This is a genomic window from Archangium sp. (genome assembly GCF_057119385.1).
The window spans coordinates 93,828-109,619 of record NZ_DBNGVP010000153.1 but is presented as its reverse complement, the minus strand read 5'-3'; the positions used below and the strand labels follow the sequence as shown (position 1 = coordinate 109,619).

Here is a 15,792-nt window from a genome sequence, read left to right as displayed (position 1 = left end):
TCCCGGCCTACAGCGTGGGGGAGGCGAAGCCGACGAAGAGCTCGCCGGTGAGCCAGGCGCGCTGGCCCTTGGCCGCGGCGCGCAGGAAGTCATTGAGGACGGGCCCGCTCTGGCCCGCGCGGTGGGTGCGCGGGAAGAGCAGGTTCATGCGCGAGCGGGCGATGCCCTTGCTGCCCCGGTGGATGAAGGTGATGGTGCCGTCCAGCTCGACGGTCTCCACGACGGCGATGTGGGTCATCCCATCGTTGCGCTTGCCGTCGCGGTTTCTGTCGTACGTCTCCTGGAAGAAGACGAGGTCCCCGGGACGGGGACGGTGCTGGTGGAGGGCGCCCCGGTCCTTCGCGCGGCGGTAGATGGCGGTGACGGCGTTCTCGCCGTTGAGGAAGCCATGGTTGACCAGGTCGATGCCGGCCCCGAGGTAGGCGAGCCGCACCAGGCCGGAGCAGTCATCCGGGACGCTGCGGTCCACGCGGCCGAGCTGCTTCACCCCCACGAGCCGTACCGCCCGCTCGACGATGAGGGCCGCGGCGCGCGAGGGCGCCCCCGGGAACCCCAGGTGCGAGGCACGCAGGCTGGAGGCCCCGGACACACGCCGCGCGACCTCCACCGTGGTGCTCAGCGCCCGCGCCACCTCGTCCGCCGGCGCGGCCCCGGACTCCTCCACTTCGGCCCGGGGAACCTGCTCGGAGACCGCCGGAGCGGCCGGAGCCGGAGCCGATTCCGGAACCGGGGCGGCCGGACGGAGCGCGGACACGGAGCCGGCGCAGGCGACGAGGAGACACACCGGAACGAGGAGCACACAGCGCATACGCAGTTCCCTGGCTGACGAAGGGGGGGCGACATTATCCACCTCCGCCCCCGCCTGCACCCTCTCCGTCCAGGCATGTGTGTCTGATCGGCCGGCCCTCAGCCCGCCTGGAGCCGCGAAGGCAGCCGGAAGGTGAAGGCACTTCCCTTCCCCAGCTCGCTCTCCACGGAGAGATCGCCTCCGGCCTCCTGGAGGATGGTGCGCACCACCGGCAGGCCCAGGCCCGTCCCCCGGCCCGGGGGCTTGGTGGTGAACCACGGCTCGAAGATGGCGGAGAGCTTCTCCTGGGGGATGCCCACCCCGGTGTCCTCCACCCGGCAGCAGATGAAGCCCGACGCACGGTCCTCGAAGAGCCGCACCCGCACCTCCGCGGGCCGGTCACGCACCACCTCCACCGCGTCGGCCGCGTTGCTCACCAGGTTGAGCAGCACCTGCTCCACCCGCGTCCGGCTCGCGTCGATCCACAGGGGGGACTCGGGCACCGAGGCCGACACCTTCACGTGCTTGATGATGCCCGCCGTGCGCAACATGGCCAGCGCGCCCGCCACCAGCTCCCGCAGGTCCATCCGCTCCACCGTCGAGCGCCCCGGACGGCCCAGGTCCATCAGGTGCCGGCCATGCGTGGCCACGTGCTCGCACGCCCAGCCCAGCTCCTCGAGCTCCTCGGCGTCGGGCGGCACGCCCCGCTCGGCACAGTCGCGGAAGGAGCTCCTCAGGCTGTTGAGCACGGTGGAGATGTTGCGCAGCTCGTGCCCCACTCCAGCCGCCAGCGTGCCCAGCGTCGCCAGCCGCTCCACCTGCAGCAACTGGTTGCGCGTGCGCTCCAGCTCCGCCTCCAGCATCTCGTGGTAGCGCACGCGCTCGGTGACATCCAACGCGAGCCCGGTGATGCCCGTGAGCGTGCCGGCCCCGTCGAACATCGGCGTGTAGCGCGTCTCGTAGTGGATGCCCTCGAACGTGATGTAGCCGGTGAAGGACTCACCGGCCAGCGCCCGCCGGGCCTGCGCGAGGATGTCCGGATGGCCGGCGTAGATGTCGAAGATGGAGTGGCCCACCACCCACCCCGGCTCGAGGCCCAACGATGCCAGCGCGCCCCCATCCGCGAAGGTGAAGAGGCCCCGCGCATCCAACCCCCAGAGCGTCATCTGCGCGCCGCGCACGGCCGTGCGCAGCCGCATCTCGCTGAGCGCCAGGGCCCGCTGCATGAGCTCGCGCTCGGCCACCTGCGCCTTCAGCATGCGATTGGCCGCCTCGCCCGCGGTGAGCGCCACCCGGAGCCGCTCCTGCGTCTCGCGCATCTCGGTGACGTCCACGAGGATGCCGAGCACCCCGAAGACGAAGCCCCGCTCATCCCTCAGGGGCACCTTGCTCGTCTGCGTCCAGCGCTGCACACCATCACTGCCCAGCACGGGCTCCTCGCACTCGGGCAGCGGCTGTCCCGACTCCATCACCTGTTGATCACAGGCGCGGTAGAAGTCCGCGTCCTCCTTGGGCCAGGGCAGCTCGTAGTCGGAGAGCCCCACCACCGCGTCGGGGCCCTCGCGGCCGGCGATCCTCGCGAACGCGGCGTTGCACCCGAGGAAGCGCAGGTCCCGCCCCTTCCAGAAAATAGGATACGGCAGTGCGTCGAGGATGTGCCGGAACAGCTCGGCCTCCTGCCGCACGGGTGCCTGGACGATGGCTTCGAGCGCCCGCATGGGTCCTCCCCCCCTGTCCCATGAGAAGCAGGGTCTTCGCGAAGATACCGGCTCGCTGGAAAGCATCACGAGGACACGATCCAAGGTGTTCGCCGCTGGACGTCTGGGAGCGGAACCATCCACGAACCTTGGACGGGCCCGGCGGCCCGGCGGATGAATGCTTTTGGGAGGAAGACGTGTGAATCGCCTCGTCGTTGGCCTGCTCGCGGGTGCACTCGGAGGTGTGACGGGCGCCTGGCTCACCCGGCGGGCGCGGCGACGCAACGGGCCGGAGGGCCCGGCCCTCCTGCGCGCGGAGGTGGGGGCCGCGCTCGCCCACCCGGGCACGCTCCACGAGATGCCCGAGGAGCGGCTGCGCCAGAGCGAGGAGCGCTTCCGGCTGCTGCTCGACTCCACCGGCGAGGCCATCTACGGACTGGATCTGGAAGGCCGGTGCACCTTCGCCAACCGCACCTGCGCGCGGCTGCTGGGCTACCCGGACGCCTCGGCGCTCATCGGGCGGCACATGCACGACACCATCCATCACAGCCGCGCGGACGGCAGGCCCTACCCGCGCTCGGAGTGCCTCATCTACGAGGCCACCACGCGGGAAGGCATCCACGACGACCAGGAGTGGCTGTGGCGGGCGGACGGCACGGGCTTCCCGGCGGAGGTCTGGTCCTATCCCATCTGGCGGGGCGACGAGCGGCTGGGCGCGGTGGTCACCTTCGTGGACGTCACCCGGCGCCGCGAGGCGGAGGCGGAGCGGGCCCGGCTGCTGCGCGAGACGCAGGAGGCGGTGCGGGCCCGGGACGAGTTCCTCGCCATCGCCTCGCACGAGCTGCGCACGCCCCTCACGCCGCTGCGGCTGGGGTTGCAGAGCGCCCAGCGGATGCTCCAGGGCGGGCCGTGCGCCCCGGAGGAGTTGTTGTCCCGGCTGGCGGTGACGGATCGTCAGGTGGTGCGCCTCACGCGGCTGGTGGAGAGCATGCTGGACCTCTCCCGGCTGACGCGGGGCACGCTCCAGCTCGACACGGCCCCGTGTGACCTGGCGGTGCTGGTGCGCGAGGTGCTGGAGCGCTCGCGCGAGGTGCTCGCCCAGGCGGAGTGCCCGCTGGACGCGCAGGTGGAGGGGCCGCTCCCGGTGCTCGGCGACCGGCTGCGGCTGGAGCAGGTGCTGGAGAACCTGCTGTCCAACGCGATGAAGTATGGAGCGGGCAGTCCGGTGCACGTGCGCTGCCGGGCCGAGCGGGGCCGCGCGCTGCTGAGCGTGGAGGACGAGGGCATCGGCATCTCGCCGGAGGACCAGCGGCGCATCTTCGGGCGCTTCGAGCGCGCCGCCTCGGTACGGCACTATGGGGGCTTCGGGCTCGGGCTCTACATCCTGAGGGAGATCGTCGAGGCGCACGGCGGGAACGTGTCGGTGCGGAGCGAGCCCGGCCAGGGGGCCTGCTTCACCGTGACGCTGCCGCTGCTGGACACCCCGGGGTGAGGCTCACGGGGCCTGCTGGGGTTGCACGCCCCGGGCGCGCAGCACGCGCACCACCTCATCGGCCATGACGCGATGGCCGGCCACGCTCGGATGGATGCCGTCCACGGCCAGCCCGTCGAGGAAGTGGTGCACGTTGTCCGGGGCGCGCGTCACCGCCTCGAAGTCGATGACGTCCGGCTGCTGGTGCTCGCGAATCCAGGTGTTCATCACCAGGCGGCTCGACTTCACCTGCTCGTACTTGCCGTTGTGGGCGTGCTCCTTGGGCAGCAGGGTACCGGTCCAGGTGCGGCAGAAGGGCTTCAGCCGCTCCGTGAGCTGGACCATGTCCGCCAGCAGCTTGCTGTCCGGGACGCCACTCAGGTCATTGGTGCCCAGCAGGACGATGCAGTCGGTGATGCCCGACAGGACGAGCGCCTCCCCGTCCAGCAGCCGCGACCCATCGTAGAAGCCCTGGCCGGAGACCCCGGCGTTGACGATGGGCACGCCGAGTCGCGCGCCCGCCTGGAAGGCCCAGGTGTCACGGATGTCGTCGTGGCCGTCGATGTAGCCCTCGGTGATGCTGTCTCCCAGGGCGACGAAGGCGCGCGCGGGAGGGCCCTCGACCTCCACGGTGGCCAGCCCCACCGGGACGGACCAGGGCGCACCGCCCAGCGGACCTGGCGTGGTGGCCCAGGCGCCCGGGCGCACGGCGCTGCCGGGGAGCAGCTCGATGGCACTGGCCGCCAGCGTGCCCTCCACCTCGAAGGACACGGCCAGCTCGTCACCGAAGTGGATGGGAAGGGACACGGGGTCGGACACCCCGCGCGTCCGCGTCGCCACGGAGAGACCGGGCGCGCCGGAGAACGTCACGGGCACCGGCGCGGAGGCCAGTGCGCCCTCGTCGCCCGCGTGGGCAACGGTGACCCGCCGCAACACGAGGGGCCCGTCTCCCGAGCGGAAGGCGAGCCGCACCCGCTGCCCCTCCCGGTTCACCGGCACGCGCAGCCGGAACGTGGTGAGACGGCCCACGGAATGGGACCAGCGCAGGGCCAGGTGGAAGCCCGGTTGGAACATGGGGGGCAGGGGCCGGGGCTGGCCCGGGTCGTGCCCGCCGCGCACCGGAGCCACCTCGAGCCCTCCCGATGGCGGCGCCTCGGAGGAGACCGGTGCGGAGTCCTCCGGTGGGAAGAAGGTTTCCTCCTCGTAGCCAGAGGATCCACACCGGAGCATCAGCAGTGCTCCCAGACATACCCGCAGTGCCACGCGCCTCCGACTCCCCATCACACCTCCCCCTCGTGGGGGAGGTATTGCACCTGTCAGGCCAGCTTGAGGGGGCATGGCCAGGGTTTTCTTTCTTCCGAGCCGCGCGACCGTTCACGCCTTCCGCCTGGAAGCCGGCTGGACCATCAAACGGAACAGCCCCCGCTCCTCCAGCGCTCTCTGCGTTCGCCAGGCGAGCGCCACGTGCTCCGGATTGCTGGGGGTGAGCCGCTCCGGGGTGAGTGTCACCAGCGTTCCCTTGTCACCCACGGGCTCAACGCGTACGGGCGCGGGGAGGACAGGCACCTCGCCCCGATCCCGCGAGAAGTACGTCATCCAGCCCACGAAGCATCCCAGCTGGCTGCCACCGGAGAGCTCCTTCCACAGTCCGTCCGCCGTAGCGACCGCCCATTCTGGCTCCCAGGCCACCGCAATGGCACGCATGGCGCCGGCGACAACAGGCTCCGTGACCAGGCGCTCGTGCCCCAGGGCCTCCCTCGGAAGGGAGAGCCAGAGGTAGTTCGGCGCGAACTCCGCCTTCGACCCACAACCGAGCATGACCGAGCCGCCCCGGCCCTGCTCCACGTGCCCTGTCCAGGCGCCGAACGCAAATCCGTCATCCAGAATCTGGTACTTCTCGCGGCCGAAGAAACTGATGAAGGTTTCGCGGGTGGGCTCAAAGCCGAGTTGCAGCGCCTTTCGAGCGGAGTTGCTTTTCTCGTACCACCGCGCGAATTCCGGATGGCACTCCCCAAGGAGGCGGAAGAACGTCTCCGCCCGCCGTGCGCACTCATCGGCCGGCTCTGGACGGTGCCCCCAATACGCTTTGATTTCGTAGCGTTCGCTCATGCTCGGTGGCCTCACTTCACCGGTGGTGTGTAAACCACCTCTATGGACTGAAGGCCCCGCTCATCAAAATACTTCCGAAGCACGGCCGCCATCCGAGGCTCGGCGACGTGCCAGCGGATTGGCAGCCCGCCTGCCATCTGGAGCTGACGTCGCGCTTGATTGAGCAGGTCCCCCAAGCCCTCGTAAAAGTCGAGCTTGGGCTTGAGGTCCTGGTCGAACCACTGAGCGTACCCGCGCGCCTTGCCTTCGAGTAGCACGCCCTCCGTCGGCTCGAAGCCGTCGTACTCGACACACTTCCCATTGCGGCACACCTTGTAGCACCAGCCTTTGGGGGCGCCAGTCACCTGGGCCTGATAGGCCCGTGCCTGCTCCGACATGCTCGAGGTGTCCTCCACCCACTGCCCAGGCCCCCCAACTGGAGGCCACCCACCTCCGCCTCCCGCGCCCTGGGCGCCAGTGTTGGCCATGTGCAGCACGTAGGTGGCGCTCAGCGTCGGCGCGGCCGCGGTGGCAACACTCCCCACGGGCACCGCCACCAATCGCACCGCCAGGAGCCCATCGCCCGTGAGCGACAGCAGCGGCACCGTGAGGCTCTGCAGCTTGCCACCCCAGGCCGCAACCTTCGCCGTGCCCGCACCGGCCGTGCCTACCGTCAGCACCGCGCCCGTGGCAAGCCGCGACACGGTGCGCACCTTCTCGGCGTAGGGCTTGTGACGAAACTCCTCCCACAACTGCGGCGAGTTCTCGTAGAGCTGCCTCACCGCGCCCGGCAGCTGCGCCAGACCCTCCAGCGTCTCGCCCGTGTAGAAGACCAGCCGGTAGAGGCCTTCCACCATGTCCATCACAGCGAGCACCGCCCCCTCGCCCACCGCAAGCGCCGGGTTGTCGTCGGGCGTGTAGAGGCCCGCGGGGCGCGCTCCTTTTGGAACCTCGAGCCTCGGGTCCACCAGGAAGAGGCGCTCGCCCTCGATGGCGTAGAAAGGGCCCACCTCGAAGCGGCCGGCCCGGAGCGCGCCATCCTCGGCGAGCACGACCTGACCGGCCTTCTGGACCGCGATTCCCGTCGTGGCCCTCACCAGGTATCCGTCCGGCCGTAGCACCAGCAGCCGCGAGAAGCGGCGCATGCGCGCGTGAAGCTCGTCTCTCGTCACCACCTCGCCACCCGCGGCCACCTCCAAGAGCAGGTGTGCCGCCATACGGCGCAGCCCGAAGTTGCCCAGTGTCAAAGGCGTGGAGAGCAGATGCGGCACCAACTCCATCGCCTGCTGAGGCGACAGCGTCCGCCCGTCCTTCGGCAACGCCGTACTGGGGACACCGGCCTGCGCGAGGAAGCCCTGGAAGTAGTCGAGCGTCATGGGCACCTCGAAGGGCCGTCCGTCGCCCACTCCATCCAGCCATCCAACGCCCTTCCCCTCCAGGACCGCCTCGTCGTCCCCCTCGCTCATGCGCCGCGCACGTTGGCGGGCCCACTCCGCCGCCCCAGCGACAGGGCCCGTGCCCGCCTCCACCGGCACACCGGCCTCGCGCTCCTCGGCTTGCGCGTCAGTGCCCTCCAGGCCCGCGACAGCCTCCCCGGTCATCGTTGCGGACACCGCCTGGGCCTGTCCCGCCATCTCCTGTGGCCTGGGACTCTCACGCTGTACCCGCCACCGATGGCGAGCGCCGCCAGCCACCATCCCCCCCATGGGGTAGCCCGTCGCGCACGCCGCCTGCAGCCCGAGGAGCAACAGCACCACCACGCACGACGGCCGCCACGGCCGGCCCAGCGCGCTCCGCCTGCCGTCGAGCTGCGTACCGCCGCCATCTCCCGTCCCAGGATTTCGGTACTTCTTCGCCATGATGCGGCCCTTTCCCCCAGGGGAAACGGCCCTGGAGGATATGGCCTTGTGCTCCTCAATGAACCTTGGAAGTCAGGGCAGCGCCGAGCGGCACCGCGTCCCACCCGCTACGGGATGATGACGCGGATGGCGTGGTTGAACGAGTCGCTCACGTAGATGTTCCCGTTCACATCGGTGGCGAGCCCCGTGGGCGCGACGATGTCCGCCACGTCTCCGGAGCCGAGGTTCGTCCCGAGCTTCCCCGAGCCCGCCACGGTGACGACCCGCGAGGACGTGGCATCGGCGCCGGGCAGCACCTTGCGGATGCGGAAGTTGCCCGTGTCGGCGATGATCAACCTGCCATCCACGGCCACCGACATGCCCATCTGGCCGCGGAACCGGGCCGCGGGTCCGTCTCCATCCGCGAAGCCAAACACATACCCGTCCCGCCGGCCCGCGACGGTCTCCACCTTGTACGGCGCCGAGAGCGAGACGCGGCGCACGAGCTGGTTGCCGGCCTCGAACACATACAACGCCCCGTCCTGGCCCATCACGAGCGCGGTGGGGTTGTTGAAACTGGCCTTGGTGCCGTTCTCGTCCACCCGGCCGCCCGCGCCACTGCCGGCGATCGTCACGACCTCGGACCGGTCCGCGCGCAGCATGCGGATGCGATTGCCCACCTGGTCGGCGACATAGAGATTGCCGGCGGAGTCCACGGCGAGCGACATTTGCCGCCGAAGTAGACTAGGCTCGTCTTCCCATCGGGGCGCTGGAGCAGCGCGTCCAGCTGGTCGCGCTCCTGCTCCGGCCAGTACTCGTCCTGCGCCGCGCTGACGAAGGCGCCAATGCCCTCCACGAAGTCGGAGAAGCGCACGAAGTCCAGCTGCGTGCCGTAGGTGACGTCGTAGCCATGCTTCTCCATCAGCTGGATGAAGTTGATGTCGAGGAAGAACGTCTTCCCGGCCCCGTTGGAGTCCTTGTACGGACGGTTGAAGGACACCTCACGCGCGCGGCCGAACGGCGTCGTCCACGCGGCGTCGAAGTAGAGGCTCGTGCCACCCCAGGTGTTGTAGGCCTGATAGGTGGTGAAGTTGGGCGTGTAGAGGATGTCCGCCGCGCGCCGGTCCCGGATGACGAAGGGGACGAAGCGCATCGTCCCATCGGCCCGGGTGAGCTTCACCACGTACAGCCCCGAGCGCCACGCGGAATCGATGGTGATGGAGAAGGTATCGGTCCAGTCGCACTCGATGCGCGCCGTCGTCACGTGGCGCTCGCACGTGGCCTGCTCGCTCGTGCGCCAGGGGCCGCCGCTCCACACCTTGCGGGCCCCCGTTCCACCGTAATAGCCCATCCGTAATAGCCCATCCGGAACAGCTCGGCGGTGACGGTGGTCTCCGTGCGGGTGGATACCTTCACCCCCACGTGCTCGCCCGCCTCGGCGGACTCGGTGGAGGTATAGGCCTCGAGCTGCCCCTCGGGAGCCGCCGCGCCGCCACGCCAGCGGGGATCTCCCGGCAGCCGGTTCTCCTCGGGAATGGGATTGGGCGCCGGCTCTCGCTGGATGAGCACGGGGCCAGAAGGCTCGCAGTCGGAAGTGCACCCGCCGCCGTTGTCACCACCGCCGTTGTGGCCGGACTGGGGGTCCTCGATCGAATCCAGGGAGGTGTCATGGCATCCGCCCCAGAGCACCCCCGCCAACACCAGGGTGCCCACCCACAAGCCCCATCCACGCCCTGCGCGCATGACCCGCTCCCACCACGGCATCCAACGGTCCACTCCGGCCCACGGTGAACCCATGCAAGGGAAGTTCCGTGCACCGGGAAGACCCCTGCCGTCGCGGGAGGTGAAGGTGGCGCGTGAAAGACAGACACCCGCCCCCCCAGGATGGGGAAGCGGGCGCCTCACACAGGGAAAGAAGTGACCCCTATGGGGAAGAAGCAGTCGCGGTGCACCCGGACTCGATGGCGCCGATGTCCGGAGCGGCCCCGCAGAACGAGAGGCCCACGTTCTCGCCGCGGTCGATGGCGGCCGCCGCAGGCACCAGGGTGGTGCTGTCGAGCAGCGAACTGGACTCGAGGGAGTTGGCGTCGAAGCCCTTGGCCTTCCACTGCGACAGGGTCGAGCCGTTGAAGGTGGCCCCGGGCCGGTAGAGGTTGCTGCCCATCTTCAGCCCCGGCGCCTGGGTGCCCAGCTTCAGGGCGTAGGAGGCGTCGATGATGTTGTTCTTCACCACCAGGTTCTCGGTGGGCCCGCCGTCACCGGTGCCCACGATGAGCGCCGGGCCCTGCAGGCGGGTGAAGGTGTTGTTGTACACCTTCGTCCCCGTGGAGACCGCCAGTTGCAGGCCTCCACCCGTCATGCCGTCCAGGGTGATCATGTCCCGGATGCGATTGCGGCGGATGACGATGCCCGAGGGGTACGGGCCCACGCGGTTGCCGCCCACGCCGATGGCCAGGCCCGCGTCGTAGAAGTCATTGTCCTCGATGAGGACGTTCTTCGCCGACATGTGCACCACCATGGCGCCATTGCCGCCCAGGGCCGGGTGGCGCCGGGCGAGGTGCATCTTGTTGCGGCGGACGGTGACGTTGTAGCAGGTCTTGATGTCCAACGACTGCTCGATGTTGCCGTACAGGTCGTTGCCCTCGATGAGGACACCATCGGCCGGGGCGTCGGAGCTGGAGCCATCCTCGCTGTAGCACTGGATGGAGTCTCCCGAGTTGTCGTGGATGACATTGCCGCGCAGGGTGATGTTGCGCGCCGTGGGCTGGATGATGACCCCGTGCGCGTCCTGCCCGCTGAGGAAGATGTGGTGGATGTGATTGTTCTCGAGCGTGGCCCCGGTGGCGCTGTAGTGGAAGCTCACGCCGGCGCCGTACTGGCCGTGGTGGATCTCCGAGTGGGAGAGCTTCGTCCCCAGCACGTTGCCGGTGAAGGCCACACCCAGGGCCTTGCGGTTCTGGATGTCGATGTTGAAGCCACTGATGAGCCAGTACGGCTTCTCCACCACCAGGAGGGCCCCGTTCACCGAGCCCAGGATGATGCGCGGATTGCCCTCGCCCTGGAGCGTGATGGGCGCGTCGACGGTGCCACCGCGCACGGAGCCGGAGATGAGCACGCGCTCGGTATAGGTGCCGGAGCGCACGCGGATGAGCTCGCCCGGGCCGGCCAGGGTGATGGCACGGCTGATGGTCCGCAGCGGCGCCGTCTCCGAGCCGCTCGCCGTGTCACTGCCCGACGTGCTCACCACCCACACCTTCTTGTACGTGGGCGTGGTGACCGGCGACTCCGCAGTGGTGGAGCCACCCGGCTGCTGGGCCGGAGCGGGAGGCCCCGTGTCCTCGTCCGAGGCGGGAGTGCCCGGCACCTCCGTGGCGGTGCCCGGAATCTCGGGAGCGGGAGTCACCACCACCGGCGGCGTTTGAGGCCCGCTCTCCTGGGCTCCACCCCTCTGGCCAGGGGATCCACAGGCAGTCACCAGACAGGCCAACAGGGAGGAAGAAAATGCGGTCCGCTTGTTGAAGGTTCTCACCGTGAACACCCTCCTGTGTTTGGGGTGTTCTCGACAGGGGTGGGCCCTTCCCTATTCCTACCCGACGCCTGCCTGCTCTCCCGGCGCCTGCTCGCCCGGCGGCTGCACCAGGAGGCGTGAGGGCTCGGGAGTCCGAGAGACATACCCGGTGGCTTCCTCGCACCAGTCCACGTGGCGCCGCACGGTGTGGGAGAGCTCGAAGGACTCGCAGGCCCGGTGGCGCGCCGCCTCGCCGAGCTGCCGCCTCAATACCGGGTCGTCCAGCAGGCGCCCGAGCGCGGCGGCGAAACCGGCCTCGTCTCCGGGCTCCACCAGCAGCCCGGTCCGGCCGTGCTGGATGAGCTCGGGGATGCCGCCCACGCGCGAGGCCACCACGGCGCAGCCACACGCCATGGCTTCCGCGACGGTGAGCCCGAAGGCCTCCGCCAGCGCGGGCTGGATGCAGATGTCCGAGGTGCCGAGCAACTCGTGCACGTCGTTGCGCAGGCCCAGGAACTCCGTCTGGTGCTCCAGGCCGAGCTGCACCGCGAGCGCGCGCAGGGACTGCTGTGCCGGACCATCTCCGACGACGCGCAGGCGCACCCGGGGCGAGCGCAGCCGCCCGAGCGCCCCCAGCAGGTGGTGCACGCCCTTGTTCTCCACGAGGTTGGCCACGGTGATGAACTCCACCGGCCCCCCGGACTGCGCGCGCGGGTGCGGATGGAAGCGCCGGGTGTCCACGCCATTGAAGATGGTGCGCGAGCGGTGGGGATGGAGCCCGAAGCGCCGGCCCTCCTTGACGCGCACGTGCTCGGAGACACCCGCGAGGCTGTGCACGCGGACCATGGTGGCCTGGTTCACCACCCAACGCAGGCTCCGGCGCACCAGGTCCTCGTCCTCGTCGATGTGGTCCGAGTGGGCCGTGTACAGCACCTGGGTGGGCCACGTCGCGTAGGCCGCCATCGCGATGCGGCTGCGCGGGGCCAGGAAGTTGAGGTGGATGACGTCATGGCCGGCCAGCCGCCGGGCCATGGCGACCGGCCCCGAGCGCTCGAACTCCGCCAGGTCCTCCACCCGCGCGCCCGTGGCCTTCAGCTCCGTGACGATGGACGGGAGCATGGGCTCGCGCAGCCAGGCATCCACCTGGTGACCGCGCCGCGCGGCCTCCCGGCAGAACGCGAGTATCCAATCCTCCAACGAGCCCTGCTTGCGTGGAGCCAGGCTCATCAGCAGAGCGATGCGAAGCCCCTTCGTCCCGAACAACCCACTCCCCATTCCCTTGTGATGAGGTCAGAGCGGGCGCTTCGCAAGGCCTCCTGACAAAAGACGTGCACTGACAGCCGGACTCCACCGCACCGATGTCCGGTCCCGCACCACGAGACGTTGCGCGCCGAGACGTTGCGCGCCGTGGGTTGGATGAGCACCCCATACGAGTCCCAGGGGAGTGACGAGAGGCCGTCAACCGGCATGCCTTGCGTCGTGAATGAAAGGTGCCGGAGGAGGAATCGCCTTTCGGACGGGAAGAGCCGGAGGTGATGGTGTCCACCGCGCGGAGTGCACAACGTGGGCGCGCGGTGTCAGCGAGTTGGCGAGGGAGAAGGTCCGGGGATGGGAATGGGAAGCAAGGCGGTGCAGAGCCAGGATCGCTGGGCCTTCGGCTTCCTGCTCGCGTTCCTGGCCGCCATCTACATCAGCCCCGGTGAGTGGATACCGGGACTCGCCCGGTTCCGCCCGGCCCTGCTGCTGTCGGCGCTGGCCACCGGCCTGATGCTGCTGGGGCGCGTGGGCCGCCGCGAGAAGCTGTGGGTGGACGGACAGCGCGGGGTGCTGCTGCTCACCTTCTGTGGCCTGGTGTTCGCCTCGCTGGGCTGGTCCCTGTACCCGGACGCCACGCAGTTCGCCGCGCTGGAGCTCCTCAAGTGGGTGCTCCTCTACCTGACGCTGGTGAACCTGGTGACGACGGAGCGGCGGCTGCTATGGGCCTGCCTCGCGCTCATCGTGGGCTCGCTCTTCACCTCGCGGGGCGTCATCGCCTGGCACCAGGCGGGGGTGGACATGGTGGAGGGCTACCGCGCGCGCTGGGTGGGCGTGTACGCGGACCCCAACCGCATGGCCATGAGCGTGGGCATCATCGTGCCCCTGGCGGTGGCCTTCCTCGTGCGCAAGCAGAGCGCCTGGCTGGTGCGGCTGACGTGCGGCCTCGCGGCGGTGCTGGCCATCACCGCCATGGTGCTGAGCTACTCGCGCGGAGGCTTCCTCGGGCTGGTGGCCGCCGCGGCCACGTGGGTGCTGCTGGAGCGCAACCTCACCCGCACGCTGGTGGTGGTGGCGGCGGCGGGGGCCATGCTGGTGCTCTCGCCCCAGAGCTTCTGGAACCGCACGCGCACGGTGGGCACCTATGAGGCGGATGCCTCGGCCATGAGCCGCGTGGAGGCCTGGACGGTGGCCTCGCGGGTGAGCGTGGAGCACCCGCTGCTGGGCGTGGGCGCGGGCACCTTCCCCTATGCGTGGCGGCTGTACGGGCCTCCGGGCGCGACGCGGGTGTACGCCGCGCACAACGTCTTCCTGCAGGTCATCTCGGACCTGGGCTTCGTGGGGCTGGCGCTCTTCCTGGCCTTCATCGGGGCGGCGCTCGGGCCGCTCTGGACGTTCGCACGGGACCGGGAGCGCGGCTGGCTGGTGCGGGCGCTCGCGGCGGCGGTGGTGGGCCACCTGGTGTCCTGCCTCTTCGCGGGCTTCCTGGTGGCCGTGCACTTCTACGTGCTGTTCGGGCTCGCGGCCTGCGCGGACCGCCTGGCCCGCGCCGCGCAACGGGTGCCCGTGGAGGGGGCGTCCGGACTGGCCCCGATACCGCCGTCCGCCGACATGCCTTCGGGCTGGACGCCCGGTGCGGAAACAGCGTCCGGCAGGATCTCCGGCCATCACCGGTGACGTCTGGCATCCTCTCTCTGGTTGGTCCACCAGGAGGAGAGCGCCCGATGATCGCCACCCCACCCGGGACACACATGGCGGAGCTGCCCGGCCCGCGCACGACGCCCCTGCTCGGAGTCACCGGCAACTACATCCGCTTCGTCGCGGATCAGCTGACCTGGCTGGAGAAGCTGAGCAGCTACGGCCCGCTGGTGGCGCTGTCGCGGGGCAGCACCCAGCACCTCTTCCTCTTCCACCCCGACTACAACATGCAGGTGCTGAGCAACCCGGCGCTCTTCCGCTCGCTGGAGCTCTGGCGCACGGGGCCCGAGGGCTCGTCGCTGCGCAGGCTGTGGACGGGGCTCGTCTCCATCAACGGCGAGGTGCACCGGCAGCACCGCCGCATGATGATGCCCTCCTTCCACAAGAAGAAGGTGGAGAGCTACCGCGACGCCATGGTGGCGCGCATCGGCCAGATGCTGAGCCGCTGGAAGCCGGGCGAGGTGCGCGACGTCTTCCTGGAGATGCGGCAGATGACGCTGCTCATCGTCACCCAGGTGCTCTTCGGGTTGGAGGATGACCAGGAGACGCTGCGGATGGGAATGCTGATGGCGCAGTGGCTGGAGCGCTACGCCTCGCCGGCCGTCCACCTCATGCCCTGGGACAAACCCGGGCTGCCCTTCCGCCGCCTGCTGCGGATCTCCGAGCGGGGCGAGGCCGCCATCCGGGGACTCATCGACCGGAAGCGCGCCCAGGGGGCGGACGGGGATGACGTGCTCTCCATGCTGCTGCACGCGCGCGACGAGGAGGGGGGCTCCATGTCCGACGCGGAGCTGGTCGGCCAGACGAACATCCTCTTCGTCGCCGGCCACGAGACGACCACCAACGCCCTCACCTGGACGCTCTTCCTGTTGGACCAGCATCCGGAGGTACACGCGGCGCTGGTGGAGGAGCTGGAGGGAGAGCTGAAGGGCGCGCCCCCCACCCTCGAGCAGCTCGAGCGGCTGCCCCTGCTGGACCGGGTGCTGAAGGAGAGCCTGCGCCTCCTGCCGCCCGTGCCGGCGGCCTTCCGCGCCAGCACCGCGCCCTTCGAGATGGGCGGCCACCGCTTCGAGGCGGAGACACATCTGTACTACAGCCCGTACATCACCCACCGGCTGCCGGACCTCTACCCCGAGCCGAAGCGGTTCCTCCCGGATCGCTGGTTGAAGACCGAGCCCACGGTGTACGGCTACATCCCCTTCAGCAACGGGCCACGCCGGTGCATCGGCGCCACCCTGGCGCTGCTGGAGATGAAGCTGCTGCTCTCCATGCTGCTGCCGCGCTTCCGGCTCTCGCTTCCGCCGGGCACACGCGTGGACCCGTTGGTGCGGGCCACGATGCGCCCGAAGGGAGGCCTGCCCATGCGCATCCACACGCAGGACAAGCACTTCGAGCGCCCGGAGGTGCGAGGCCGCATTCGCGACCTCGTGGCCCTGTCGTAAGGACCGCGC

At 69.9% G+C, this 15,792-nt stretch carries 13 protein-coding genes; 3 read left to right on the top strand and 10 right to left on the bottom strand.

The window, feature by feature from the left end; translation table 11 throughout:
* Positions 1 to 7: 7 nt before the first annotated feature.
* Positions 8 to 808, bottom strand: a complete 801-nt coding sequence (locus AC16DP_RS36200; protein WP_329733774.1) for a CHAP domain-containing protein — start codon at positions 806 to 808, stop codon at positions 8 to 10.
* A gap of 98 nt (positions 809 to 906) precedes the next feature.
* Complete coding sequence (locus tag AC16DP_RS36195; protein WP_329733775.1) at positions 907 to 2,505, bottom strand: PAS domain-containing sensor histidine kinase; 1,599 nt, start codon at positions 2,503 to 2,505, stop codon at positions 907 to 909.
* Between the two features lie 178 nt (positions 2,506 to 2,683).
* On the opposite strand from AC16DP_RS36195, the gene AC16DP_RS36190 reads away from it, so the two are divergent.
* On the top strand, positions 2,684 to 3,976 hold the full coding sequence (locus AC16DP_RS36190; RefSeq protein ID WP_329733776.1) for a sensor histidine kinase: 1,293 nt from the start codon (positions 2,684 to 2,686) through the stop codon (positions 3,974 to 3,976).
* 3 nt (positions 3,977 to 3,979) lie between these two features.
* On the opposite strand, the gene AC16DP_RS36185 is transcribed toward AC16DP_RS36190, so the two are convergent.
* The 8 genes from AC16DP_RS36185 to AC16DP_RS36150 form a co-directional block, all read right to left on the bottom strand.
* Positions 3,980 to 5,185, bottom strand: a complete 1,206-nt coding sequence (locus AC16DP_RS36185; protein WP_329733777.1) for an SGNH/GDSL hydrolase family protein — start codon at positions 5,183 to 5,185, stop codon at positions 3,980 to 3,982.
* A gap of 144 nt (positions 5,186 to 5,329) precedes the next feature.
* Positions 5,330 to 6,064, bottom strand: coding sequence for an immunity 52 family protein (locus AC16DP_RS36180; protein WP_329733778.1), 735 nt, complete (start codon positions 6,062 to 6,064; stop codon positions 5,330 to 5,332).
* Between the two features lie 11 nt (positions 6,065 to 6,075).
* A complete protein-coding gene (locus AC16DP_RS36175; protein WP_329733779.1) occupies positions 6,076 to 7,902 on the bottom strand; it encodes a Tox-REase-5 domain-containing protein in 1,827 nt (608 codons plus the stop codon).
* Positions 7,903 to 8,009: 107 nt separating this feature from the next.
* Positions 8,010 to 8,543 carry an NHL repeat-containing protein gene (locus tag AC16DP_RS36170; protein ID WP_329733780.1) on the bottom strand — a complete coding sequence of 178 codons (534 nt, stop codon included), beginning with the start codon at positions 8,541 to 8,543 and terminating at the stop codon, positions 8,010 to 8,012.
* The gene (locus tag AC16DP_RS36165; RefSeq protein ID WP_329733781.1) at positions 8,513 to 9,232 is read right to left on the bottom strand and encodes a N,N-dimethylformamidase beta subunit family domain-containing protein; all 720 of its coding nucleotides are present in this window, start codon (positions 9,230 to 9,232) and stop codon (positions 8,513 to 8,515) included. The genes AC16DP_RS36170 and AC16DP_RS36165 overlap by 31 nt, the downstream gene beginning before the upstream one ends.
* The gene (locus AC16DP_RS36160) at positions 9,142 to 9,624 is read right to left on the bottom strand and encodes a hypothetical protein (RefSeq protein WP_329733782.1); all 483 of its coding nucleotides are present in this window, start codon (positions 9,622 to 9,624) and stop codon (positions 9,142 to 9,144) included. Before AC16DP_RS36160 ends, AC16DP_RS36165 begins: the two co-directional genes overlap by 91 nt.
* A gap of 181 nt (positions 9,625 to 9,805) precedes the next feature.
* The gene (locus AC16DP_RS36155; RefSeq protein ID WP_329733783.1) at positions 9,806 to 11,284 is read right to left on the bottom strand and encodes a right-handed parallel beta-helix repeat-containing protein; all 1,479 of its coding nucleotides are present in this window, start codon (positions 11,282 to 11,284) and stop codon (positions 9,806 to 9,808) included.
* A gap of 183 nt (positions 11,285 to 11,467) precedes the next feature.
* On the bottom strand, positions 11,468 to 12,652 hold the full coding sequence (locus AC16DP_RS36150) for a glycosyltransferase family 4 protein (RefSeq protein ID WP_329733784.1): 1,185 nt from the start codon (positions 12,650 to 12,652) through the stop codon (positions 11,468 to 11,470).
* A gap of 345 nt (positions 12,653 to 12,997) precedes the next feature.
* On the opposite strand from AC16DP_RS36150, the gene AC16DP_RS36145 reads away from it, so the two are divergent.
* Together AC16DP_RS36145 and AC16DP_RS36140 are read left to right on the top strand one after the other, a co-directional pair.
* Positions 12,998 to 14,320, top strand: a complete 1,323-nt coding sequence (locus tag AC16DP_RS36145; RefSeq protein ID WP_329733785.1) for an O-antigen ligase family protein — start codon at positions 12,998 to 13,000, stop codon at positions 14,318 to 14,320.
* A 47-nt stretch (positions 14,321 to 14,367) separates the two neighbouring features.
* Positions 14,368 to 15,783 carry a cytochrome P450 gene (locus AC16DP_RS36140; RefSeq protein ID WP_329733786.1) on the top strand — a complete coding sequence of 472 codons (1,416 nt, stop codon included), beginning with the start codon at positions 14,368 to 14,370 and terminating at the stop codon, positions 15,781 to 15,783.
* The last annotated feature ends 9 nt before the right edge of the window (positions 15,784 to 15,792 follow it).